The sequence below is a fragment of the Acinetobacter sp. ANC 5600 genome (assembly GCF_002018395.1).
Classification (GTDB): Bacteria; Pseudomonadota; Gammaproteobacteria; order Pseudomonadales; family Moraxellaceae; genus Acinetobacter; species Acinetobacter amyesii.
This window is the reverse complement of sequence record NZ_MVKW01000002.1, coordinates 211,629-234,857: the sequence shown is the minus strand read 5'-3', so window position 1 is coordinate 234,857 and position 23,229 is coordinate 211,629. Positions and strand designations below refer to the sequence as shown.

General features: G+C 41.7%; 21 protein-coding genes and 1 riboswitch. Of the genes, 10 read left to right on the top strand and 11 right to left on the bottom strand.

Annotation, left to right across the window (positions count from 1 at the left end):
* Positions 1–2: 2 nt before the first annotated feature.
* From B1201_RS04965 to B1201_RS04955, 3 genes are all read right to left on the bottom strand, one after another.
* Positions 3–623 (bottom strand): NUDIX domain-containing protein, encoded by a 621-nt coding sequence (locus tag B1201_RS04965; protein ID WP_078192575.1) that lies wholly within the window; start codon positions 621–623, stop codon positions 3–5.
* Positions 624–699: 76 nt separating this feature from the next.
* Complete coding sequence (gene thiC / locus B1201_RS04960) at positions 700–2,595, bottom strand: phosphomethylpyrimidine synthase ThiC (protein ID WP_078189435.1); 1,896 nt, start codon at positions 2,593–2,595, stop codon at positions 700–702.
* A gap of 116 nt (positions 2,596–2,711) precedes the next feature.
* A riboswitch (TPP riboswitch) is annotated at positions 2,712–2,838 on the bottom strand.
* A gap of 102 nt (positions 2,839–2,940) precedes the next feature.
* A complete protein-coding gene (locus B1201_RS04955) occupies positions 2,941–3,927 on the bottom strand; it encodes a hypothetical protein (RefSeq protein WP_078192856.1) in 987 nt (328 codons plus the stop codon).
* Between the two features lie 314 nt (positions 3,928–4,241).
* Between B1201_RS04955 and B1201_RS04950 the strand changes: the two genes are divergently transcribed.
* Together B1201_RS04950 and phoU are read left to right on the top strand one after the other, a co-directional pair.
* The gene (locus B1201_RS04950; protein ID WP_078192574.1) at positions 4,242–5,597 is read left to right on the top strand and encodes a TolC family outer membrane protein; all 1,356 of its coding nucleotides are present in this window, start codon (positions 4,242–4,244) and stop codon (positions 5,595–5,597) included.
* A gap of 83 nt (positions 5,598–5,680) precedes the next feature.
* A complete protein-coding gene (phoU, locus tag B1201_RS04945) occupies positions 5,681–6,397 on the top strand; it encodes a phosphate signaling complex protein PhoU (RefSeq protein WP_078189433.1) in 717 nt (238 codons plus the stop codon).
* A 57-nt stretch (positions 6,398–6,454) separates the two neighbouring features.
* On the opposite strand, the gene B1201_RS04940 is transcribed toward phoU, so the two are convergent.
* Positions 6,455–8,251 carry an ABC transporter ATP-binding protein gene (locus B1201_RS04940; protein ID WP_078189432.1) on the bottom strand — a complete coding sequence of 599 codons (1,797 nt, stop codon included), beginning with the start codon at positions 8,249–8,251 and terminating at the stop codon, positions 6,455–6,457.
* A gap of 172 nt (positions 8,252–8,423) precedes the next feature.
* Here B1201_RS04940 and B1201_RS04935 point away from each other — a divergent pair, with 172 nt between their 5' ends.
* Complete coding sequence (locus tag B1201_RS04935; protein WP_078192573.1) at positions 8,424–9,050, top strand: alpha-ketoglutarate-dependent dioxygenase AlkB family protein; 627 nt, start codon at positions 8,424–8,426, stop codon at positions 9,048–9,050.
* A gap of 230 nt (positions 9,051–9,280) precedes the next feature.
* On the opposite strand, the gene B1201_RS04930 is transcribed toward B1201_RS04935, so the two are convergent.
* On the bottom strand, positions 9,281–10,057 hold the full coding sequence (locus B1201_RS04930; protein ID WP_078189430.1) for an IclR family transcriptional regulator: 777 nt from the start codon (positions 10,055–10,057) through the stop codon (positions 9,281–9,283).
* 463 nt (positions 10,058–10,520) lie between these two features.
* On the opposite strand from B1201_RS04930, the gene B1201_RS04925 reads away from it, so the two are divergent.
* From B1201_RS04925 to B1201_RS04915, 3 genes are read left to right on the top strand one after another with little or no spacing between them, the layout of a single operon-like run.
* Positions 10,521–12,620: an FUSC family protein gene (locus tag B1201_RS04925; protein ID WP_078192572.1), complete on the top strand. Its 2,100-nt coding sequence runs from the start codon at positions 10,521–10,523 to the stop codon at positions 12,618–12,620.
* Entirely contained in the window at positions 12,613–12,819 is a 207-nt protein-coding gene (locus tag B1201_RS04920; protein ID WP_078192571.1) for a DUF1656 domain-containing protein, read from the top strand. Before B1201_RS04925 ends, B1201_RS04920 begins: the two co-directional genes overlap by 8 nt.
* Positions 12,820–12,853: 34 nt before the next feature.
* Complete coding sequence (locus B1201_RS04915) at positions 12,854–13,858, top strand: HlyD family secretion protein (RefSeq protein ID WP_078189427.1); 1,005 nt, start codon at positions 12,854–12,856, stop codon at positions 13,856–13,858.
* 105 nt (positions 13,859–13,963) lie between these two features.
* Here the strand turns inward: B1201_RS04915 and ruvX are convergent, their stop codons facing one another.
* Together ruvX and B1201_RS04905 are read right to left on the bottom strand one after the other, a co-directional pair.
* Complete coding sequence (gene ruvX, locus B1201_RS04910; protein WP_078192570.1) at positions 13,964–14,407, bottom strand: Holliday junction resolvase RuvX; 444 nt, start codon at positions 14,405–14,407, stop codon at positions 13,964–13,966.
* Positions 14,400–14,954 (bottom strand): YqgE/AlgH family protein, encoded by a 555-nt coding sequence (locus B1201_RS04905; RefSeq protein WP_078189425.1) that lies wholly within the window; start codon positions 14,952–14,954, stop codon positions 14,400–14,402. The genes ruvX and B1201_RS04905 overlap by 8 nt, the downstream gene beginning before the upstream one ends.
* A 309-nt stretch (positions 14,955–15,263) precedes the next feature.
* On the opposite strand from B1201_RS04905, the gene B1201_RS04900 reads away from it, so the two are divergent.
* A complete protein-coding gene (locus tag B1201_RS04900; protein WP_143221660.1) occupies positions 15,264–15,989 on the top strand; it encodes a hypothetical protein in 726 nt (241 codons plus the stop codon).
* 61 nt (positions 15,990–16,050) lie between these two features.
* Here B1201_RS04900 and recN read toward each other — a convergent pair whose 3' ends face one another.
* Positions 16,051–17,712, bottom strand: a complete 1,662-nt coding sequence (gene recN / locus B1201_RS04895; RefSeq protein WP_078192568.1) for a DNA repair protein RecN — start codon at positions 17,710–17,712, stop codon at positions 16,051–16,053.
* A gap of 599 nt (positions 17,713–18,311) precedes the next feature.
* Between recN and B1201_RS04890 the strand changes: the two genes are divergently transcribed.
* The 3 genes from B1201_RS04890 (at position 18,312) to B1201_RS04880 (ending at position 20,499) form a co-directional block, all read left to right on the top strand.
* The gene (locus B1201_RS04890) at positions 18,312–18,635 is read left to right on the top strand and encodes a pyrimidine/purine nucleoside phosphorylase (protein WP_067763086.1); all 324 of its coding nucleotides are present in this window, start codon (positions 18,312–18,314) and stop codon (positions 18,633–18,635) included.
* A gap of 176 nt (positions 18,636–18,811) precedes the next feature.
* Positions 18,812–19,570, top strand: a complete 759-nt coding sequence (gene rlmB, locus B1201_RS04885) for a 23S rRNA (guanosine(2251)-2'-O)-methyltransferase RlmB (RefSeq protein WP_078192567.1) — start codon at positions 18,812–18,814, stop codon at positions 19,568–19,570.
* A gap of 8 nt (positions 19,571–19,578) precedes the next feature.
* Positions 19,579–20,499: a DMT family transporter gene (locus B1201_RS04880; RefSeq protein WP_372491165.1), complete on the top strand. Its 921-nt coding sequence runs from the start codon at positions 19,579–19,581 to the stop codon at positions 20,497–20,499.
* A gap of 13 nt (positions 20,500–20,512) precedes the next feature.
* Here B1201_RS04880 and coaE read toward each other — a convergent pair whose 3' ends face one another.
* From coaE to B1201_RS04865, 3 genes are read right to left on the bottom strand one after another with little or no spacing between them, the layout of a single operon-like run.
* Entirely contained in the window at positions 20,513–21,115 is a 603-nt protein-coding gene (gene coaE / locus B1201_RS04875; RefSeq protein WP_078192565.1) for a dephospho-CoA kinase, read from the bottom strand.
* 9 nt (positions 21,116–21,124) lie between these two features.
* Positions 21,125–21,985 (bottom strand): prepilin peptidase, encoded by an 861-nt coding sequence (locus tag B1201_RS04870; RefSeq protein ID WP_078192564.1) that lies wholly within the window; start codon positions 21,983–21,985, stop codon positions 21,125–21,127.
* Positions 21,985–23,211: a type II secretion system F family protein gene (locus B1201_RS04865; protein ID WP_078192563.1), complete on the bottom strand. Its 1,227-nt coding sequence runs from the start codon at positions 23,209–23,211 to the stop codon at positions 21,985–21,987. The genes B1201_RS04870 and B1201_RS04865 overlap by 1 nt, the downstream gene beginning before the upstream one ends.
* Positions 23,212–23,229: the final 18 nt, after the last annotated feature.

The window sequence follows — 23,229 nt, the reverse complement described above, 5'->3', positions numbered from 1 at the left end:
CCTTAGACATTCCTTGTAGTATGTATTTGTTGTTGTAACCATTGCAAGGCCATAATGACAGGTGCATTTTTTAGCCGACCATTGGTTAATAATTCAGGAATATCAGCATAATCTAAGATATGCAATTGAATATTCTCTCCTTCATCAGGCATGCCAAAGACTCCGCCATGTTCAGGAAGTTCAGCTTCAGCACTATAAAGGTGGAATAATTCCGCGCAGGCACCCGCAGAGGGATAAAAACTAAATAAATGCTGTAGTGCATCTAATTCACAGCCTGATTCTTCCAAACTTTCACGGCGGATGCAGCTTTCAGCAGATTCATCACCATCGAGCACGCCGGCAATAATCTCTAGTTGCCATGGCGAAGTTTCATCATCAATCGCCCCAATGCGGAATTGTTCAATTAAGGCAAATTTTTGTTGTTGATGACTATAGATCAGCACACCTGCTGCTTCAGGACGATGAATCAATTCACGCTGAATGGTTGGAATCATGCTGTCTTGATGGAATAAGCGGTGTCGAAGCTGAACTTTTTCAACTTGAATAAAGCCTTTATAAAGATGTTCACGCCCTTCAATGCTGTAATCTTTTTTGTTATATGTGGCCTGTTTAATAATATTCATAAGCGCTAATTAGGATGAAATCTTCCATTTCATCCTAACCGAGATTTTGTTGAATACAAAAGATTTTTTTTAAGCTTTACACTTTGTGGTACAACTTTTGACCATGTTCATGATAGGCCGCTTTCATGCTTTGTAAACCTGTTTCAATTTCAGGATTAGATTCTGAAGAAAGCTGCATATCTTGCTGATTTTTTGCATAATCTCTCACATTTTGTGTGATTTTCATCGAGCAAAATTTAGGTCCACACATCGAACAAAAATGGGCTGATTTATGTGCTTCTTTCGGCATAGTTTCATCATGCATGCTACGCGCTGTATCAGGGTCTAAGCTCAGATTAAATTGGTCTTCCCAGCGGAATTCAAAGCGTGCTTTGGATAATGCATTATCACGAGCCTGCGCACCGGGATGACCTTTGGCAAGGTCTGCCGCATGGGCTGCAATTTTGTAGGTGATAATGCCATCTTTGACGTCTTTTTTATCTGGTAGACCAAGGTGCTCTTTCGGGGTCACATAACACAGCATCGCGGTGCCGTACCAACCAATCATTGCTGCACCTATCGCAGAGGTAATGTGGTCATAGCCCGGGGCAATATCGGTGGTGAGTGGTCCAAGGGTATAGAAAGGCGCTTCTTTGCATACCTCGAGTTGTAGATCCATATTTTCTTTGATCATATGCATTGGGACATGGCCCGGGCCTTCAATCATGACTTGTACATCATGTTCCCATGCCCGGTGAGTCAATTCACCTAAGGTGCGTAATTCACTAAATTGAGCTTCATCGTTGGCATCTTGAATACACCCTGGACGTAAACCATCACCTAAACTGAATGACACATCATAGGCTTTCATGATTTCGCAGATTTCATCAAAATGCGTATACAGGAAGTTTTCTTCATGATGCGCTAAGCACCACTGCGCCATGATGGATCCGCCACGTGACACAATCCCTGTTAAACGGTTGGCGGTGAGTGGAACATAACGAAGCAGTACGCCTGCGTGAATCGTAAAATAATCGACACCTTGCTCGGCTTGTTCAATCAGTGTGTCTTTGAAAATTTCCCAGGTTAAGTCCTCTGCGACACCATCAACTTTTTCTAAAGCTTGGTAAATTGGCACGGTGCCAATCGGTACAGGGGAGTTGCGAATAATCCATTCGCGGGTTTCATGGATATTTTTACCTGTCGATAAATCCATGATGGTGTCAGCGCCCCAACGAGTTGCCCAAGTCATTTTTGCCACTTCTTCATCGATGCTTGAACCAAGTGCTGAGTTACCAATGTTGGCATTGATTTTCACCAAGAAGTTACGACCAATAATCATCGGTTCACATTCAGGGTGGTTAATGTTGGCAGGGATAATGGCACGGCCTTCAGCTACTTCTTGACGTACAAATTCAGGGGTGATTTCAGTTAAATTGCGTGCGCCAAAATTTTGACCGGCATGTTGGCGCATATCAACACCTTCACGCTGGCGCTGATTTTCACGAATCGCAATGTATTCCATTTCAGGAGTGATGATGCCTTGTTTGGCATAGTGCATTTGAGACACATTGTGTCCACGACGAGCGCGACGGGGTTTTGAAATATGCGCAAAACGAATCTCTGCAGTACGAATATCTCGAAGACGCTCTTGTCCAAATTTTGAAGTTAAGGTATCGAGTATTTCCGTATCATTTCGAGACTCGATCCAAGATTCACGGACATTAGGTAGACCTTGATTCAGGTCAATTTGAATATTGGGGTCTGTATAAGCACCAGAGGTGTCATAAACCATGATCGGCAGATTTTTTTCTCCACCCAGACCTGTAGGCGTATCTGTAAGACTGATCTCACGCATTGGTACGCGAATATCTGGACGTGAGCCTTGGATATAGACTTTCTTTGACGCGGGGAGAATACGAGTGAGATCTTTAGCATCTTGTTCATGTTGAGCAGCGCGATCTGAAGCGGTGAGATTCGTTAATTGGTTCATTGCAATGATCCTTATGAATGACATCAACGAATCAAGCACGACCAAAAACGTGGCAGTTTATCTGATGGATTCACCTGAAAATAAAGGCGTAAAACCAAGAGATAAGAAAGGCTTAAGTTTTTAGATGGCTTGATTCCTACGCAGGTATTAACCTGATCAGGTTCAACGGTACTCATCCTTAAATTTAGCGAACTAAATTTAGATGATCTCAGCAGGAAATTACCTGCGCTCCGTCAAGCTTTGTGCGGATATTAGCATGAAGGCTGTTTTAAAACAGTGTTATTTTTCATCGATTTTGCATTGCAGAATTTTGGCTAGGCACATGTGCAATTGAACTTGCATTGGCTAAGTAGAGGACTGATTTACACAGATGGCGTCACTAAAACAGTCTTTCTTATAATGCGGATCAGGATTGCGGACACCAATTAAATTCAACAGCTGCGCTTCTGATCGCTGATTAGATGCAGCAGTATTTTGATCTAATAATTTTAAAAATAAACGCGCCTGATCTGCCAATTTGGAGTTTTTTAATTGAGCCAAGCGTTCAATTTCTTCTAAAGAACTGGCTTGAATACTGAGGCGGTCTGAAAAATCATTAGAAACGGGACTATGTGCCGAACCAATAAATAACAACTGGCTATATTGATATAGCAATTGTTGTGCATCTTTTTTGTAGGGGCTATCTGGATATTGTTTCAGATAGTCTTCCCAAAAAATAGCACGTGTTGCAATCTCTTGCGGCTCAATGGCTAAACTTTGTTGCAGCAAGGCGGGTTGTGCATTTTGTTCAGCCAGTTTTTCAATAAAGACCTGCTCAGGTTCTTCCATATAAGGCGCAAAAATTTTGGCTAAATATTCAGGACTTCGGCGATAGCGTAATTGTCCTTCACCTGCATCGAACAATTCTACATAGGCTTGGCCTTTATGTTTCAGTAAGTATTGATCTCGGGCAGTGAGCTGCTCATAATGATTTTGTTGAATTGTGGGATGCTGAGCCATATCAAAGGCAAATTGTTCGAACGCCATTTGCTGTTGAGCTGTACGTTCAACATGTAAAAAGTTGCGATACATTTGATTGGACAAACGCAGTAATTTTTTTTGTTCGTCCGCTTTTAACAGCGGTAAGCAGACTTTGAGATCTTGGTTGATTTGTTCTAAAGCGAAAGTTGTGCGTTGATCGTCTATTTCCAGCATGTTTTTTTCAAGTTTTTGGCACAGCAAAGACAAATCGACTGCTTCTTTTTGAACAGTCTTATTGTTGGGAAACTCTGGTGCAGGTTGAGGTTCAGGCTGTTGTTGGCATCCATTCAACATACTGAAACATAAAAACATTGCACTAAACTTTGCAGGCAGCTGAAAAAATTTTGACACAGGAACTCGATGCGCTATAGAAGTGGTATTGTCCGATGGAATGTCGACTATTTTATAGATGAAACACGTGCAATATGTGTACTATTGTACAGTTCTTTGTTATAGCGTTGTGAGTAGTGTCCGAAAACGACTGAAATTATCCGGTTTTGTCGCATTTGATATAAAAAATTAATAAAAATCATACGGAAATTTGTAAGGATATGATTAGTATCTGCTTAGTTTTAGGCTTGAATATTCAATCTCGGGCATTTGAATATTAGGAATTTACAAAAAAAATGAACAAAAAAGTTGTGGTGGGTCTTTGTTTGCTTTTCACGAGTCAATGGGCGTGTGCGCTAGACCTTGTGCAAGCTTATGAACGTGCAAAACAAGAAGACCCCAATTGGCAAGCCAATAAACTACAATATGAAGCGGATAAATTGAATTTGGGGATTGCCAATGGGAACTTACTTCCAACGGTAACAATCTCCGGAAATGTGACCCGAAAAAATCAAAATTCCAACCAAAGTGGCGCTCAAGCCGGGCTGATCATGCCAGACAGCACCACAACAAGACAAATTGCGCTTACTGCCCGTCAGCCCATTTTTCGTTGGGATGCATGGGAAGGGCTGAAGCAAGTCAAGACCTCGATTAATTTAAGTGAAATCAATCTGCGGATTCAAAAACAAGATCATATTTTAAATGTCTCTGAAGCTTATTTTAATGTCCTACGTCAGCAAGCATTGACGGTTGCCAACTTACAAGAAGAACAGGCGCTATCGGAACAGCTGCGCATGATGAATGCTAAATTAAAAGAAGGTTTGGTGGCAAAAAGTGATGTCAGCGAAGCCAATGCTCAATATCAAAATGCTCGGGCCAACCGCATGGCGACTAATGTTCAATTGGTTTTGGCGCAGGAACAATTACAACAGTTGATTGGGCCATATCGAGAAAATTTGGCGGTGTTACGTGAAGATTTTCAGTTTGAAAAACCGATTCCAAACAATGTACAAGCGTGGGAAGAACTGGCTCAGGAGCAGAACCTAGGCATTTTACAAGCGCGTATGCAACAACGTTATGCGGAAGATGGCAAACGCGTCGAAAAAGCTGCCTTATATCCTCAGATTGAAGCGGTAGGGACCTATGGTTATAACAAGCAAAGTCCACAATCCATCATGTCGCAAGATGGTCAATTTGATCAGGTGGGGATTGAAATGAACTGGAATGTGTTTAATGGTGGACGGACACAGAAATCCATTAAGCAAGCGGCGATCAATGTTGAAAAAAGCCAAGCACTGGTGGATGCAGCGATTCGAAAAGCACAAACCGATGTAAAAAAATCATATATGCAAGTCGAAACGGATCAGAGTAAATTACAGGCACGTAAAGCCGCGATGGATTCTTCCGCGCAAGTGTCTTTGGCCTCACAAGCCCAGTACCAAGAAGGTCTGAAAACTATGGTTGATGTGCTACTGGCACAGCGTAATGCCTTTTCAGCCCGTCAAGATTATTTAAATTCCAAGTACGATTATTTAATACATGTACTGCAACTCAAAGCCTCCGTTGGGAAATTAACGGAAGCTGATTTAGTGGAAATGAATGCATGGTTGGTCGATCAGAAAAATCAGCCATCGATCCTACTAAAGAAATAATCCATGGTCATAAAAGTTTCACAATCAATATGCTTTAATATGGCACTAAAATCTGCCGATTCACGTTGTAGTGGAGACTCGCTTTGCCTAATAATCCCGTTTTAAACCATCACATTTCTTCGCAATTCAATGAAGAGTTGCAGGATGTGCATACCAAATTTATGACTATGGGCGGTTTGGTGGAGCAGCAGGTTGCAAATGCCATTCATGCCTTATTGGATACGGATGCAACGATGGCGATCGATGTTCAATTTCAAGACAATACGGTGAACCGTATGGAAACTGAAATTGATGAAGCGCTTACCCTAATTTTGGCGCGTCGTCATCCTGCTGCGATTGATCTACGCATGGTGATTGCGATGTCGAAAGCCAACACCGATTTAGAACGGATTGGTGATGAAGCGGCAAAAATTGCCCGTATTGCACAAAGCTTGTGTGAAGAGGGTGGTTCACCGCGTGGTTATATGGAAACACGTCATATTGGCAACCAAGTCCGCGTGATGATTCATGATGCGCTCGATGCCTTTGCACGTTTGGATGTAGATCAGGCTTTACGTGTTCTTTTGGCCGATGCTGATATTGACCGCGAGTACCAATCGGCAACCCGTACCCTCATGACGTATATGATAGAAGATCCACGGCACATTACTCGGGTCATGAATGTGCTTTGGGTGCTGCGTTCACTGGAACGTATTGGTGACCATGCACGAAATATCTCTGAACAAGTGATTTATATGGTGAAAGGTCTAGATGTCCGTCACACTAGTGTTGAAGAAATTGAGCAAAAAGTTCAGCGTTAATTGATAAAAACCAATATTAACGAAGCCATCACACGATGGGCTTTTTTTTGTCTAAAATTAACTATGTGTTTCTTCGTCTTCCTCAAAAGTTCGGGCAATTTTGTCAATATTCAAACTTTTTGCCATCGCATCAAAGATTTGCTTATAGGCACCTTCTTGATGATACAAATCGTGATGTTCCCCGTGTTCTACGATTTGTCCGTCTTTCATGACATAGGTGTAATCGGCATCGATAATTTGCGACAAACTATGTGAAATCATGATGACGGTACGCCCTTGTTTAATTTGATCCAGACTATTTTTAATTTGTTCAGCAGCGATCGCATCTAAACTTGCAGTCGGTTCGTCCAAGAAAATAATCGGCGGATTTTTCAGGAACATACGTGCCAAGGCAATACGCTGTTGCTGTCCACCTGAGAGCAGCAAGGCATCGGCTTCATAGGCATGCGGCAGTTTTAAGATCTGATCATGGATCGAGGCTTTCCGTGCTGCATCGAAGACTTCTTGCTCTGTAGCTGTACTTTTTCCATAGCGAATATTTTCAAAAATTGAACCTGGGAAAATATGATTTTTTTGCAATACCAAACCAATATTTTCACGTAAATACTGTGTATCAATCTGTTCTAAATCGATGCCATCGAGTTTGATATTGCCCGCTTGAGGATGATAAAACTTATCCAGTAAGCTAATTAATGTCGATTTACCAGCGCCAGATAAACCAACCAAGGCGGTGATTTTGTTCGGTTGGATGGTCATATTGATGCGGTGCAATGCCTGAAAACCATTGGGATAGCTAAAGTCGACATTGCTTAATTCAAACTGACCTTGAATCGGAGGTTGAGCAGTGCCACTGGTTTCAATTTCATGATCCGCTTCTAAGATGTTAAAGAAGCTTTCTGAATAAATCATCGCAGAGTTAATTTCATCATAGATACGATGCAGCGAGCGAATCGGGGCAGAGACATTATTAAATAACAACACGTGATACATAATCATCCCGATACTCATTTGCCCATCCAAAACAAAATAGGCTGTCAGAATGATGATCAGTACCACACCGACCTGTTCAATAAAGGTTTTGAGTCCGTCAAAGATATAACTGGTTTGCCGTGTCTGCATCTGGTTTTCAGTCAGTGACTTTTGCAGATTTAATTGCTTTTTCGATTCGACGGCTTCTTTGTTAAAAGATTTAATGACCGTTATCGAGTTGATAATACTCAGAATACCCTGATTTTTCTTTTCAAAATTATCGCGTAGGGCACGGCGTTTGCCTGCCAGTTTTTGTGATTGTTTGAAAGTTAGCCAAAAATAAATCGGCACAATAATTGTGGCCACCACGCCAACCCAAACATTGGCATAATACATTAAGCCCAGTGCAATAATCGCACTGGTAAATAGCGGTAAAATATCAATAAAAAAGATTTGAACCAGTCGTGTAAGCGAGCTGACACCCCGATCAATTCGAGTTTGGAGCTTACCTGCTTGGTTGTCTTGTTGATCGAAGAATGCCAATCGATAGGTGATAAATTTTTCAATAATGCCTTGGGACAAATCCTGAGAAATTAAAATACGTAACTTTTCACCAAACGATTTTTGTCCAAATTGCACGATGGCATTGATGACTTCTTTTCCCAGTAAGACTACGGTGATGGTGATTAATATATGCCAACCATTGGCTAGACCGAGGCCTTGTTGTAAAAGCTGATTGATGCTGTCTACGGCATATTTGAGTGTCAGGGCATTCACCTGTGCCGTGAGTGAGCCAATTAAAGTCAAGATCAGCGTCACGACCACCAGCCAACGGTATGGCTGTACGAATGGGCGTAATTTTTGGAAAAGTTGCCACAGATTCATAAGCAATTATTTTTATTGTGAATATGAGCTTTAGTCTAAGACTGAAAATTCTATGCGACAAGTAATGACAATGTTTTGATTTGTGACGAGAGTTTTTCGGCTAAGATATTTTTTAAATGTGCTCACGACATCAGCATCACGCTGCTGTGCCAAATAGTGTTGAGTTGAACCGATGAATTTTGAATTATTTACGCCTGAACCGCATGCAAATCTGTTGCCCTATGATGGTGAAGTTGAAGATTATGGATTGATCTTCAATGCTGAAGACAGTGAAAAATATTTACGCTATTTCCTCACGCAGTTGGCTTGGCAGCATGATGAAGTCATTTTGCATGGACAGTATTTTCAAACGGAACGAAAAGTGGTTTGGTATGGAGATGCTCATTATGAGTATCACTATTCAGGCATGCAAAAGCAGGCATTGATCTGGAATCCAGCTTTACTGCGCTTAAAGAAATATATTGAGCAACGGGTGGGTCAGACGTTTAATTCCTGTTTGGCCAATTTATACGAAAATGGTACGCAAGCGGTGGGGTGGCATAGTGATGATGAGCCATCTTTGCTTTCACCCACACAGCAGGTGGTGATCGCATCTTTGAGTTTTGGTGCAAGCCGAAAGTTTTGCTTTAAACATAAAAGCACTCAAGAGAAAGTACAGCTTTTACTGCAAAGTGGACAGTTGATTGTGATGCGTGGGAAAACCCAACGGTATTGGAAACATGCCCTAATGAAGTCGATGAAAGTGACCGAGCCGAGGGTGAATTTAACCTTTCGTTATTTCTATGATCAACAGCCGTAAAAAAAGCCCATATCTAGATGAGCTTTTTTCTTTCTCTGAGGAAGAGTATAGCGACAATCAACTGAAATCATGGAACACATGGTTGAGATGACTGCTAAAGAACAATAATCATATTATGATAATCTATCTGGAATTTATAATTAATAAATTCAATTAATAATATAAATTTATCAGATTAATTAAATATCATCTTTACAACATCGCATCAGTTGTGCGCAAACTGATCAGATTTAAATGGCGTCCGATTCTTCCATCATACTGCTGTATTTTTTCTCAATACGCGCTGTACAGTCTTGCATCATTTCTACGACTTTTTGAAAATTCATAAATTCAAAACGATTTTTAGACGCCAATAGGGTCAAAGCAAGCGGGGGTTCTTTACTGGAAAATTTAATCGGAATCGATAAGCTCGACATATTCGGGTCAACTTCACCATTGGAAAAATAGTAACCCTGCTTTTTAATCTTTTTCATTTGCTGCATAAATTCTTCTTCATTATGCGCAAAACCAACTTGAGATAACTCGTCCGCAAAACGGTGGTAATAATCTAAAATCCGTTGCTTAGGTAACTGCGACAAAATCACTTTAGACGATGAGCCTTTGTACATCGGACGCGGGCTACCTCGACCATAAGCCAAGGCTGCATAGTCTTTATACAGTTCATGATGTACATCAATACATGAGTCGATATTCAGATGCGTCAATAAGCAACAAGACTCTGTGCGTTCCACAATTTCTTTCATGAAGGGAATGCTAATTTGCACCAATGGATCGGTGGTGCGAGAAATAAAATCAAGCACAGCAATTTTTGAACCCAGTGTGTAATCGCCAGAAGTCCCACTGAGGCGCTGCAATAATTCAGCAGAAACCAGTTCTTTTAAATAGCGATAGCTCGTTGGTTTAGATAAGCCTAATTCTTCACTAATAATGTCGACATTGATGATGGGACGAGCAACTGAAAATAAGTCGAGTACGGTGAGAATTTTACCAAAACTGGAAAGCGCCATAAGAACCTGCTTGGTCACAATAAAAATGAATCGTTAAGTTACTTTATAACAAATTGCTCGGCCTGATGTTGCGCTTTTCTACATTGAAAATGAAACAAATCTGAAATATCACAGGGTTTCTTGGGTTATTCTGATAAAAGCATAATAAAAAATTGAAATACGCATTTAAAATATAGGTAAATTATCAAAATAAGATATTAATATTGACTTTAATTTGTTTTTTTATCAAAATTGTTGTGAAAATATCCTATATTGAATAAATATTGCCCATTCTTTCGATGCGCAGGCAATGTTGCACACTACTTTTTGTATTCAAATGGTTTGAAACACGATTTGAATCGCTTCTTTACTTATTGAAATTTCTAGTCATTCCTGTGCCGTGATACAGGTTGTGCTGTCGAATGTTTAAGCATTCGATACGAGGCCGTTTTCACTAAAAAGAAGCAAACCGATGAGATCAATCATGCTGCTGACGAAACAAATACTCGCTTTTCGGCCCAATAAAATGGACTGGATTTTTGCGACCAAAACGTTCATCGCGGGCATGTTGGCATTGTATGTGGCCTTTGTACTGAATTTGGCTTATCCGATTTGGGCGATTGGCACCGTTTTCGTGATCGCGAATCCATATTCAGGGATGACGTCTTCAAAAAGTTTGTATCGTGTATTAGGAACATTCTTAGGGGCGGCCGTGTCGGTGGTGGCACTGCCACATCTTATTCATATGCCAGTACTGTTTACAGTGTTTTTGGCTGTTTGGGTTGGGTTTTGCTTGTATTTGTCACTGCTAGACCGTACGCCTCGTAGTTATGTTTCCATGTTGGCGGGTTATACCACGGTCATTATCTGTTTTAACGTCGTGTATTTTATTGATACCGCTTCGATCTTCGATATGGCCTTGGGGCGTTTTCTCGAAATTACGGTGGGTGTGGTATGTAGTGCCATCGTGACTACGACATTATTTCCAATGCATATTGGTCCTGCAGTCGAAACACGGGTGAGCAAAACCTTTGCCGATACCAAAGAAATTTTTGATCAGATTTTATTAGAGCCTGCCGAACTAGAAAATTATTCAAAAAATCTCGGCAATATTGCACGAGATATCGCGGATATACATGTCATGGCGGTGCATTTGTCTTATGAAAAATCAACCTTAAAAGGCATGACACGTCCGTTGCAGGAAATCTTGCATCAGTTGAGTTTGTTGGTCAGTAACTTGGTGGCCATGTCTGAGCGGATGAAACAATTAGACGGTCTGGACACACATTATCGGACGGCACTCAAGCAAGCCCATGAACATATTGCCGCGTTTTTATTAGATCAACATCAGATTGAGGAAAGTGAACTTAATCAATTGCCTGAACAGTTTGAGCAAGATTTTCAACACATTCAGACACAGGCATTGCCATCACAGCAGGTGATTTTGGGCAGTCTAAAAATGGATATTCGCCATTTTATTCAGAATATCCGTGCGATTCGCTTGCTTTGGCAGCGGGTACAGCAAGGCGACTCAACTTTACCAGCCACACTGACTGCCTTGGGCAATAGTCATTATCCGACTTTGCACCGAGATGCGGGGGTTGCCATTCGTGGCGGGGTGTCTGCATGTTTGATTATTTTAATTTCTACGGGTTTTTGGATCGCCAGTGGTTGGAAAGCTGGATTTATGATGGCCGAAATGGCTGCGATCAGTGCCTGTATTTTAACTGCAATGGATAACCCTGTTCCTGCATTGAAAATGTTTATTCGCGCCAATATGTATGCGGCTTTCATAGTGTTTATCTACGCCTATGGCATTTTCCCGCATGTGACCGTTTTTTGGCAGTTGATCGTGGTGTTAGCACCGTTTGTGATGTTCTGTCTGATGCTGTTTTTACATCCGCCTTTGATTGGGATCAGCTTGCCGCTTTTGATGGGCACCATCATGGGACTGAATTTTCAAAACCGCTTTAGCCTCGATCAGGTGTTTTTCTTTGATGCATCGATTGGGACGGTTTTGGGACCCATTATTTCGGTGTTTATTATTCATTTAGTGCGTGCAATGTCACCAGATATGACGGCCCAACGCATCCTTTCTCAGCATTATAAGGCACTGCGTCAGGCTTTATATCTGCCGTACGGCTTACCGTTTCGGGTGCATTTACGCAGTATGTTGGACCGAATCGGCATCCTAAATAGCAAAATGGTGCAATCAGGGAACTTGAAACAACAGATCGAGTGGGCTTTGGTGGAAGCCAGTGCGGTGATTGATTTGACCCGCTTGCAAGAACTCATGAATAAACTCGATCTGAATGATGCACTGGTCGGTGAACTCGAGGAGTTACAACAAGATTTAGATGACTATTTTCGGGCCATGGAACAAGGGCAAAAGAATGTGTATATGAGGTTGAAACAGCAAATTGTAGAGCGAATTCAACGATTGAATCAGGCCGTTCAGGGTATTGAAAACGACGATGTTATGCATCGAATTCAGTATTCACTGAACAATATTCAAAGCAGTTTGTGTCATGTTCTAACACAGCAGACTCCAAATCATTTACAGGTCGAGGCACAACATGGGTGAGCTAAATGTATATGGCGTCTATGTGCCCATTCTATTGATTCAAGCGGTATTGGCCTATCTGTTATTGCGGATCATCATGCGTTTGCTTGACCGATGGATGGCACAAGATTGGGTGCCGATGCCCAATATTTTTTATTTGGGTGTATTTGTGATGTTGCTTTGGCTGGTGCATGAAATCTTTATTTTCTGCCAGTTCTAAGCCCCTAAAAAAATGAAATGATTGAGGTAATCGTATGACCAATTTGAATGTCCGAAAATATGTTCGGCCTGTACTGTTGATAATCGTGCTATGCGGCGCATTACTTGCGCTGAAACATATTTGGGACTATTACAATTCGGAACCATGGACGCGTGATGGACGGGTACGTGGTGACGTGATTCAAGTGTCATCGGATGTTTCAGGTTTGGTCACAGACGTTTTAGTTCAAGACAACCAACAAGTGAAAAAAGGCCAAGTGCTGTTTCGTATAGATGTGGCACGTCAAGCCTTGGATGTTGAGCAAGCCAAATCTGACCTGGCGAAAGCCAAAGCAGGACTGGCAGGGGCTGAAGCGCAGCTTGCTGAAGCAAAAGCCAATCTAGTGAAGTCACAAGCCAATATTAATCTTGCAGATAAAAATGCAAATCGTTATGCAAGTTTGATGGACGGTGCGATTTCAAAACAAGAACAAGATCAAATGTTTGCAGTACGTGATCAATCCCATGCAGAGCATGAGCAAACTCAGGCCGCGATTGAACAAGCCAAAGCCAGTGTGGTGCAGCAAAAAGCCCTAATTGAAGCGGCCAATAGCAGTTTGCATTTGGCTGAGTTGAATTTAAAACGTTCGGAAGTGGTTGCACCGACTGATGGAACATTGTCTAACTTTGAACTCAAAGCAGGGAATTACGTCAAAGTAGGCCAAGCCGTAGCGGCCTTAATTGACCGTCAACAATTGTATGTTGTGGGATATTTTGAAGAAACCAAACTGGATAAAATCTATGTTGGCGCACCTGCAACAATCCAACTGATGGGAAGTTCTGAAGTTTATAAAGGCCATGTACAAGGCGTTGCAACAGGGATTGAAGACCGTGAACGTACCTCGACTGATGGCTTACTGGCCAATGTCAATCCAACCTTTAGTTGGGTCCGTTTGGCACAGCGTGTACCAGTGAAAATTGTACTGGATGAAGTACCGCATGATCAGTTGGCTTTTGTCGCGGGTCGAACCACCACGATTCATATTGTGGATAAAAACTAAGTTATCCCCAATCATTTCATTTGCGCAGCATTGAGTGATCAATCTTGCGCATAAAAAAGCATCCTTTTTCGGATGCTTTTTTATTTGCCTGCTCGTTGAACGCGCTTAAGGTTTTAGTCCCACTGGATTTCGATACCAACTTTCAATAAACAATGCTGCAGCAAGGCTGTCGGCAGAAAGATTCTTCGCACGGCCTTGGGCTTGATAATGATCTAATTCATCACGCGCTTCACGCGTAGTTAAGCGTTCATCGACCATCAAGGTTTCAATATTGGTTTGGTGGCGAAGACGTCGTGCAAATTTACGCGCACGTGTGGAGAGCTCAGATTCGCTATCATCCATATTGAGTGGTAGACCCACGATGAACAAATCCGGCTGATACTGTTTCACAATCTTGAGTAGATTATCCCAATTGGGAATGCCATCTTTCATGGGAAAGAGTGGTAGGGGATTTGCACTTTCAATCAGGGCTTGTCCAACAGCCATTCCTGTTTTTTGTGTGCCAAAGTCAAAGGCCATAATCATTTGATATTGTGGTAAATCAGGCATGTCCAATCTCAGATGATAACCACATGCGGTCTACGCCCATTTTTTTATAGGCAGCGTCCCAGCGGTCGTCATAAGGTAAGTTAAATATTAAATCCATGTCTGAGTCACAAATGAGCCAATCACCCCGAGCAATTTCTTCTTCTAATTGGCTTTTACCCCAACTGGCATAGCCTAGAGCCACCTGATAACGACCCACACCTTCATTGTGTGCAATCGCATCTAAAATATCTTTAGACGTGGTAATGCAGACATTTTCACCTACAGCAATAGACGAATGCCATGTCGGTTGACCGGTATGAAGAACAAAACCTGCCTCTGGGCGCAAAGGACCACCTTGCAACACTTCATGAGGATGCACATTATCTGCCTCAATTTCCAAATCATTCAATAGTTCTTTGATCTGCAAGCCCGAAGGACGATTAATAATGATGCCTTGAGCGCCATCTTCATCATGTCGCGCTAAATAAATCACCGTATTGGCAAAGAATTCATCGTTCATTTCGGGTGGAGCAATCAGGCAGCGGTGTGTGAGGTATTGTTTAGTCACCTAATGGCTTCTCCTTATTGGGGTAAGTTTCATTCTTGGGGGTGAATTGCATTCGAATAACGTTGTATTTATCAACATACTAGACTCACAAGTTTTCAACAATGAGTTTTTCTGCAAATTCAATATTTGTCATGCTCGACCAGTGAGGGACATGCTAAAAATCTTCATCGTGCAGGCGGGTCTGTAATGTGGTGAATTGTGAAGCGATGATTGGTGATTTGAACAACAGCAGTACAAAAGTGAGGAGAAGATATACGTGATGGATGACTGAGATTGCTTAAAATAGCAGGATAAACTGAGGGTAAAACAATGACACATTATTCAAAAATAATAGGGATGGCACTCTGTGCAAGCCTACCTATTTCAGGCTTTGCAGGAAGCGCTGACTTACAAAAACATGAATCTCAGGTGATTAAAAAATATAAAAACTTAAATTTTTATGAGGTCAATGAAGCGATAGAACGTGAAATTGTGGATATCATTGCGGCAGATCCGAGCAGTTTTCACTACGGATTTACGCAACTCGAAAAGCAAGGTTTTGTTCATGTGCAATATTCACCAGATAAAAAACTTAAATTTTATAGTTTTGATGTGTCTGGTGGAGGCACCATGGGGGAGTGGAGCAGCTATGTGCAATATGCAACGGGAAAAACGCAACATTTAGATCAATTTGACTCAGGCTATATCAATCAAATTTTGCCGGTCAACATCCAAAATAAAACCGTATATTTGGTGAAGAGTTATTATAAAGGTGATAATTGCAGTGGACTACATCATCTAAGAGCTGTTGAAGTTGGACCAAAACAGTTACTTAAATCTTATGTATTTCAAACTAAGCAAAAGAAACTAGATCAAATCTCGGTAGATTATGACTGCCATTATGAAACTGATCGTCGTAGCGGTAATGAATATCTCAAAATCAGTCCGAAACACGTGGATGTTATGTTACTCAATCAACAACATCAGCCGCAGTATAAATATATACGCTATAGCTTAGGCTCGAAAGCCTTTGTGTATCAGGGGATTGTCAAATAGTGTATTTAAGAAAAAAGCCTGTGTACTTTGAATACACAGGCTTTTTTGAAAGCATCAAAAATTAACTATGTTGAAATTTTAATTGTCGCAACTGTTTTGCGTGTTGTAAGGTCGTTTGACTAATCTCCACACCACCAGTCATTCGAGCCAGCTCTTGGATCCGATCATCTTCTTCTAATTCGATAATGGTACTGCTTGCAGGATCCGTTTGACGTTTTTTCACCAAGAGATGTTGGTCAGATTGGGCAGCGACTTGGGCTTGGTGAGTAATACATAAAATTTGAACATGCTGCGCAAGGTCTGCCAATAAACGCCCGACAATTTCTGCCGTTCCGCCACTGATCCCGACATCAATTTCATCAAAGACTAACACTTCGGATTCGGTTTTTTCAGCATTCATCACTTGCATGACTAAGGCGATACGTGACAATTCACCCCCCGATGCCACGCGTGCTAGAGGCTGAGCAGGAATCCCTTTGTTGGCTGTGAATAACAGCTGAATAAAGCTTAAACCTTCACTTGAAGCTTGTTCTAGAGGCTCAAATTTAAATTCAAAATGAGCCTCTGGGAGCGCGAGCTGCTTCACTTGTTCAGTCAACTGCTTCGCCAATGGGGTAGATGCTTCACGACGAATATCATCCAAATGCTGTGCTTTGGTTAAAAAGTCTTGATGAGACACTTCCACTTGTTCTGCCAACGTTTCAGGATCTTCCAGCTGATGCAGTTGCTCTAACTCAAGTTGCCACGCTTCGTATTCTTGTTTTAAATCTTCAGGCTGAGTACGATATTTACGCGCTAAGCGATGAAAAACTTCCAGTTTGGTATTTAATTCGTCCATACGTTCAGGATCAAAACTTTGACGATCAATAAACTGACGTAAATTTGCGGTGGCATCTTCAATTTCACTTTGAGCGTTCAGTAGCGACGTATAAATTTCAGAAAGTTGTTCACTACGTCCTGCATGCGATTCAATTCGACGAATGATCGCGCCCATTTCTTGATTGATATTTTGCTCGGCGTCATCGAGGGCATTTAGACCATAGCTACAATCCTGCATGATATGTTCATGATGACTGAGACGGTCAAATTCTTGCTCGATTTCTTTGTAGTCCGTTTGCACAAGGTCTTCAAGTTCTTCCAATTGAAGTTCAAGCGTTTCTATCCGTTGCTTACGTGTGGCTTGGGCGTCGAGTGCTGCTTGGTGCTGTCGAATGTCCTTTTGCCACTTGCTATAGGCATCACGAACGGCTTGAGCCGGCTGATAAAAATTGTAATAGCGATCTAGCCAATGTTTTGGATAGGGCGGTTCTAAGAGTTGTTGTTGGCTGTGTTGGCTATAGAGTTGTACCAATAAGCGGCCAATTTCTTTTAACTCAGATAAGCTGCTCGGACGTCCATTAATCCATGCTTTGCTACGACCTGTTGCAAAAATCACGCGACGTAAATGGATTTCTCCAGACTCATCATCCAGTTCGTGTTCTTTGAGCCAAAGCGCTTCAGGACTGTGCTCTTGGTAGCTAAAGGTCGCTGTCACATCGGCTTTGTCTGATCCATAGCGCACATAGTTGGTGTCTGTTCGTTCACCTAAACATGCTGATAGTGCGTCTAGCAGCAAAGATTTACCTGCACCTGTTTCACCCGTCAGGACGTTAAAGCCTTGTTCAATGTCGATGGCTAAATGGTCGGCTAATGCAAAATTGATCAGAGTTAAATGTGTCAGCATACACGCATCCGAGCTGCGAAAAGTTCTAGTTAAAGATAATTAAGTTTTGTTTTGGTCACAAGATAAGTTTTATTTTAAGATGACGAAAAACCTCATAATTCTATCCTAAATTTCAGTTTAATAAGAAATTAGTTTCGTATCTGCCGTAAGTACGCAGTGTAGTGATGCAAAGAGTAAATGATCTTGCATAACGTGAGCTTAAACCATCCAACATTTTGCTAAGTTCTCACAAAACACGTTTGTGTATGTATTCTTGTATCTAATCTAAAGTGTTATTGCCTTAAAACGTCATGATTTGGTCTCTTAAATCCGTCCATATAATTCATTATCCATGTATATCTGTGAAATGATTTTGCAGCGTTTCTATAGACCCTAACTAGGACTTTAGTGGATGAAATAAAAAAAGTATTTTGTACAAAAGTACAGTTTGTTTTAGATTCTCAATGTCAAGATAGTGAGATGGTATTGGGACATATCCACTTCTCAGATTTTTGTAATTATCTATCTCAAAATTTTCAACACTGATTGATTAGTTTTTGCAGCACAATTAAACTACTTCGATCAAAATATTATAAATATGCTTTATCTGGAGAAAACGCATGTCAGCACAGTTTGATCATGTATCAGTCATCAAAAAATCAAATGTTTATTTTGGCGGTCTATGTATCAGCCACACTGTGCAATTTGAAGATGGAACCAAGAAAACACTGGGTGTGTTGCTTCCAACTGAACAAGCGCTGACTTTTGAAACCCATGTACCTGAACGTATGGAAATTATTTCAGGTGAATGTCGTGTTCAAATTGCTGATAGCGAAGAAAGCGAACTATTCCGTGCGGGTCAATCGTTCTACGTGCCAGGTAATAGCCGATTTAAAATTGAAACAGATGAAGTCTTGGATTATGTGTGCCACTTAGAAGGCTAATAATTCAATCCATTTAGGCACAGTTTTTTAACTTCAAATCGGTTAAACTATGTGTCATAGCATAAATCCTGTAAAGCTTGCTTTGCAGGATTTTTCTTTTTGATAACCTAAGCTGTGCGCTGGGTGATCATACCCTGTTTAAAAGTTTATCGAAGTTTGCAAATTAGAGGTCGTTCATGGCGAAACCGGAATATTATTATGGCGTTCATTCAGTGGAGTCATTACTGGAACTTGAGCCAGAACGCGTATTAACTTTATTTGCGTTAAAAGGACGTGATGATCAGCGTTTAAAACGTATTTTTGAGTTGGCAGAACCGTTTGGTGTCAGCATTCAAAAAGCTAGCCGTGATAGTTTGGAAAAACTTGCGGGACAACCGTTCCATCAAGGTGTGGTCGCGGCTGTACGCCCCCATCCAGTCTTAAACGAAAAAGATTTAGAGGCTTTATTACAAGCCAATCCCAATGCGTTGCTATTGGCTTTAGATCATATTACAGACCCACATAACCTTGGTGCATGTATCCGTACAGCGGCAGCTATGGGCGTTGAAGCCGTGATTGCACCGCGTGATCGTTCAGCGACGCTTACCCCAACAGCCCGCAAAGTTGCTGCTGGTGGTGCTGAAAAAGTGAAGTTTATTCAGGTGACCAACTTAGCACGTACATTGGCTCAAATCAAAGAAGATTTTAACGTGCGTGTGGTCGGCACCATGCTAGATGAAAAAGCGTTGCCGATTCAAAAATTTGACTTTACTGGTACGGGTGTATGTGTGGTGATGGGCGCTGAAGATACAGGTTTGCGTCCTATTACGCAGGCGCAATGTGATCAAACTGTTTATATTCCAATGGCTGGAAACTTGCAAAGCTTAAATGTCAGTGTCGCAACCGGTATGGCATTGTATGAAGCATGTCGTCAACGTAATAATGAATTGAAATAGAAGTAATGATGTCTCCCCAAAAGCAAGGTTATTTATATGTTTTCATTACCATGTGTATTTGGGGCGGATTCACCTTAACAGCACGTTTAAGCGCCAATTGGGGAATCAGTGCTTGGGACATTACCGCACTTCGGTTTGCTTTGGCATTTTGTATATTAATGCCAATTTTGATTTATAAAAAAGATACGGCTTTTTTATGGAAGAAAGAGCCTTTTATCCTTGCCATGCTCGGCGGGGTGACCTATTGCTTAACGGCCTATAGTGCGTTTCATTATGCTCCTGCGGCCCATGCTGCAATTTTTCTCAATGGTTGTATTCCCTTATGTACAGCCATAGCCGCGTTTCTGATCTTCAAACAGCCGATCGATAAGCATACGTGGATCAGTGTGGTGATTATGGTCTCTGCCATTAGCTTAATGAGCTATTTAATGTACGTCGAGACTGGTGTGGCATTTGGTTTAGGTGATTTGCTATTTTTTATCAGTGCCATTTGGTGGGGGATATTTACGGTATTGCTTAAGCAATGGAGGCTCTCTGCTTGGCATGCCATGGCGGGGGTTGCGGTTTGGTCTGCCGTGGTATTCGTGCCTATTTATCTACTATTTTTCCCTAAACATTGGTCTGACCCAGAGCCACTGCAACTCATTGGACAAGTTATCTTTCACGGTATTTTTGTGGTGATTATTGCGACTTTAACGTATGTAGAGGCGATCAAGCGTCTGGGTGCATTTAAAGCCGGAAGTATCGTAACTTTGGCACCTTTTATTGCTGCAATTTTAGCGGTACCGCTGCTGAATGAACCCTTAAGTTTTGCAATTGTGTGTGGATTGGTCGGGATGGGGATTGGAGCGATTCAACCTTGGAAATGGTTGGGACGAAAGGATAGTCTAGAGCAGCAACTCGAACAACAAAAAAAGCAGTCTGAGTAAGACTGCTTTTTATTTAGCTTTTTTCAGCGTGCGCTAAGTACTTAAGATGCAATGGCCGAAGCTGCGCATAAAGATGATCTAAATGACCATCATTCAGCACGATATCATCGGCGATTTTTTGCTTTTCCTGACGTGACATTTGTACGTGAATAATTTTTTGGATTTGCTCGATAGTTTGACCATCACGCTGTGATGCACGCTGAATTTGCAATTGTTCCGTGGCATCAATCAGCAAGGTGTGATTGGTCAATTCATGTTGATTGGTTTCAAATAACAGCGGCGAAACCAAGATGACATAAGGACTGGTGGCTTCATTTAACTGTTGGGTAATGGACTGACGTATTGCAGGATGGGTAATGGCTTCAAGTGCTTGACGTGCTGTGGGATCTTTAAAGATATATTCTCGTAAAGCGCGCCGATTTAACTCACCATTCGCAAGTAAAACCCAATCACCAAATTGTTGTTGAATCTGAATCAGTGCGGGTTGGCCCGGTTCGACAACCTCGCGAGCAACGATATCAGCATCGACGACTTGAATGCCTTGGAGTTCAAACCAATTGCTTGCAGCAGATTTTCCGCTACCGATACCACCTGTTAAACCCAAGACAAATGTCATACAACCACCTTACTGACCCAAATAAATTTTCATAATTTGATCACCCCATAAAAAGGCGATCCATCCAGCGATGGCAATATAGGGACCAAATGCAAAAGGTTGGTTTTCTTTACGGACTTTGAGCAAAATAATGCCAATGATTGCACCTACCAGTGAAGAGAGTAATACAATCAGTGGGAGCAGGAAAGGGCCCATCCATGCACCCAACGCAGCTAAAAGTTTAAAGTCACCATAGCCCATGCCTTCTTTGCCAGTGATGATTTTAAATAAAAAGTAAACAATCCATAGGCATAAGAACCCGATGATATACCCCCAAATGGCTGAGGTTGCAGAGGTATAAATGGCATAGCTATTCACGCCAAGCCCGAGTGCAGCCAAAGGAAGGGTATAGCGGTCTGGTAAAAGTTGGGTGTCAAAGTCAATAAATGTTAAGGCAATCAATACATAAGTTAGCACTAGACCAAACAGCATTTGGATAGTTGGACCAAAAACTGCAACAACAATCAGCGCACAGATCATGGTAAGTAATTCGATCAGTGGATAACGGCTACTGATCGGGTTTTGGCAACTTCCACATTTTCCGCGTAACACGATCCAACTGATAACCGGAATGTTTTGATACCAACGAATGGGCGTTTTGCATTTTGGGCAGGTTGAAGCAGGTGTGCTCAGTGTGATCTTTGTTTCGTCAATAATCGGTTGATCCGGATGTAAAAACAGTTGGCAATCCGTACGCCATTCTTGTTCCATCATCTTTGGTGTGCGGTAAATTACCACATTCAAAAAACTACCGATGCAAAGACTAAAAATCCCAATTGCGATATATAACGCAATTGGGGTATTAATTAAATATGTTATTAATTCTTGCATTAAACCACAGAACCCATTTGGAAGATTGGAAGATACATTGCAATCACAAGACCACCAACGAGGACACCTAGTACCGCCATAATCAAGGGTTCCATCATCGAAGTTAAGCCATCTACGGCATTATCCACTTCATTTTCATAATGCGTTGCCACTTTGTCTAGCATAGCATCCAAGGCACCGGATTCTTCACCAATAGCCACCATTTGAATCGCCATAGATGGGAATTTATCGGTGACACGCATAGCAAATTGCAGTTGTTGACCAGTCGCCACATCTTCACGAATTTTCATGACCGCTGTTTCATAGACCACGTTGTTGGTTGCACCTGCAGTTGATTCGAGCGCATCGATTAAGGGTACGCCCGCGGCAAATGTGGTTGCCAAGGTACGGCTATAGCGGGCAATAATTGCTTTATAAACCAAATCACCAAAAATCGGTGCTTTGAGTGCAGCTTTGTCTAAGAAGTCTCTGAAAGCTTTGCTACGTTTTTTTGCTTCCATGAAACCAGCAATCACAGCGCCAATTCCAATGATGAGGAAGAACCAATATTTTTGCATCCATTCCGACATGTTCACTACCATTTTGGTAAAGGCAGGTAGGTCTGCACCAAATGATGAAAACAAGTCTTGGAATACGGGAACTACTTTTACCATCAAAATGATTGTCACAATAACAGCGACAACAATTACCGCTGCTGGGTATTTCATGGCTTTTTTGATTTTTTGCTTAAGCAATTCACTTTTTTCTTTGTAAATTGCAACACGGTCTAGCATAGTTTCAAGTGCACCCGACTGTTCACCTGATTCAACCAAGGAGCAAAATAGGTTATCGAAATACTGCGGATATTTTCGCAGCGCACCGGCAAAGGTATTACCGCCTTCAACTTCACCTTTAATCCCCAAGACTACTTCACGCATGGCTGGGTTTTCTAAGCCTTCCGCTACGATTTCGAATCCTTGAACGAGCGGTACACCAGCTTTCATCATGGTTGCAAGTTGGCGCGTGAATACCGTGATATCCAAAGTGGATACTTTCTTTTTCATCAAGCCTTCGAGAATATTTTTGCGTTTTTCTCGAATGGTTTTAATGGTGATGCCTTGCTTACGTAAAGTAACTTTGGCTAAAGCCATATTACGCGAAGGCATTTCCCCTTTGATTTTCGCCCCTTTGCGATCCACGCCTTCATAACTGAAGGTTGGCATCATCTGCGCTTTTTTTACAGCCATGAATTTATCCTTATTTTT

What these genes read in the sequence shown, in the direction of transcription:
- B1201_RS04965 (WP_078192575.1), bottom strand. Translation starts at nt 623, where the DNA reads ATGAATATTATTAAACAGGCCACATATAACAAAAAAGATTACAGCATT.
- thiC (WP_078189435.1), bottom strand. Translation starts at nt 2,595, where the DNA reads ATGAACCAATTAACGAATCTCACCGCTTCAGATCGCGCTGCTCAACAT.
- B1201_RS04955 (WP_078192856.1), bottom strand. Translation starts at nt 3,927, where the DNA reads ATGTTTTTATGTTTCAGTATGTTGAATGGATGCCAACAACAGCCTGAA.
- B1201_RS04950 (WP_078192574.1), top strand. Translation starts at nt 4,242, where the DNA reads ATGAACAAAAAAGTTGTGGTGGGTCTTTGTTTGCTTTTCACGAGTCAA.
- B1201_RS04940 (WP_078189432.1), bottom strand. Translation starts at nt 8,251, where the DNA reads ATGAATCTGTGGCAACTTTTCCAAAAATTACGCCCATTCGTACAGCCA.
- B1201_RS04935 (WP_078192573.1), top strand. Translation starts at nt 8,424, where the DNA reads ATGAATTTTGAATTATTTACGCCTGAACCGCATGCAAATCTGTTGCCC.
- B1201_RS04930 (WP_078189430.1), bottom strand. Translation starts at nt 10,057, where the DNA reads ATGGCGCTTTCCAGTTTTGGTAAAATTCTCACCGTACTCGACTTATTT.
- B1201_RS04925 (WP_078192572.1), top strand. Translation starts at nt 10,521, where the DNA reads ATGCTGCTGACGAAACAAATACTCGCTTTTCGGCCCAATAAAATGGAC.
- B1201_RS04920 (WP_078192571.1), top strand. Translation starts at nt 12,613, where the DNA reads ATGGGTGAGCTAAATGTATATGGCGTCTATGTGCCCATTCTATTGATT.
- B1201_RS04915 (WP_078189427.1), top strand. Translation starts at nt 12,854, where the DNA reads ATGACCAATTTGAATGTCCGAAAATATGTTCGGCCTGTACTGTTGATA.
- ruvX (WP_078192570.1), bottom strand. Translation starts at nt 14,407, where the DNA reads ATGCCTGATTTACCACAATATCAAATGATTATGGCCTTTGACTTTGGC.
- B1201_RS04900 (WP_143221660.1), top strand. Translation starts at nt 15,264, where the DNA reads ATGACACATTATTCAAAAATAATAGGGATGGCACTCTGTGCAAGCCTA.
- recN (WP_078192568.1), bottom strand. Translation starts at nt 17,712, where the DNA reads ATGCTGACACATTTAACTCTGATCAATTTTGCATTAGCCGACCATTTA.
- B1201_RS04890 (WP_067763086.1), top strand. Translation starts at nt 18,312, where the DNA reads ATGTCAGCACAGTTTGATCATGTATCAGTCATCAAAAAATCAAATGTT.
- rlmB (WP_078192567.1), top strand. Translation starts at nt 18,812, where the DNA reads ATGGCGAAACCGGAATATTATTATGGCGTTCATTCAGTGGAGTCATTA.
- B1201_RS04880 (WP_372491165.1), top strand. Translation starts at nt 19,579, where the DNA reads ATGTCTCCCCAAAAGCAAGGTTATTTATATGTTTTCATTACCATGTGT.
- coaE (WP_078192565.1), bottom strand. Translation starts at nt 21,115, where the DNA reads ATGACATTTGTCTTGGGTTTAACAGGTGGTATCGGTAGCGGAAAATCT.
- B1201_RS04870 (WP_078192564.1), bottom strand. Translation starts at nt 21,985, where the DNA reads ATGCAAGAATTAATAACATATTTAATTAATACCCCAATTGCGTTATAT.
- B1201_RS04865 (WP_078192563.1), bottom strand. Translation starts at nt 23,211, where the DNA reads ATGGCTGTAAAAAAAGCGCAGATGATGCCAACCTTCAGTTATGAAGGC.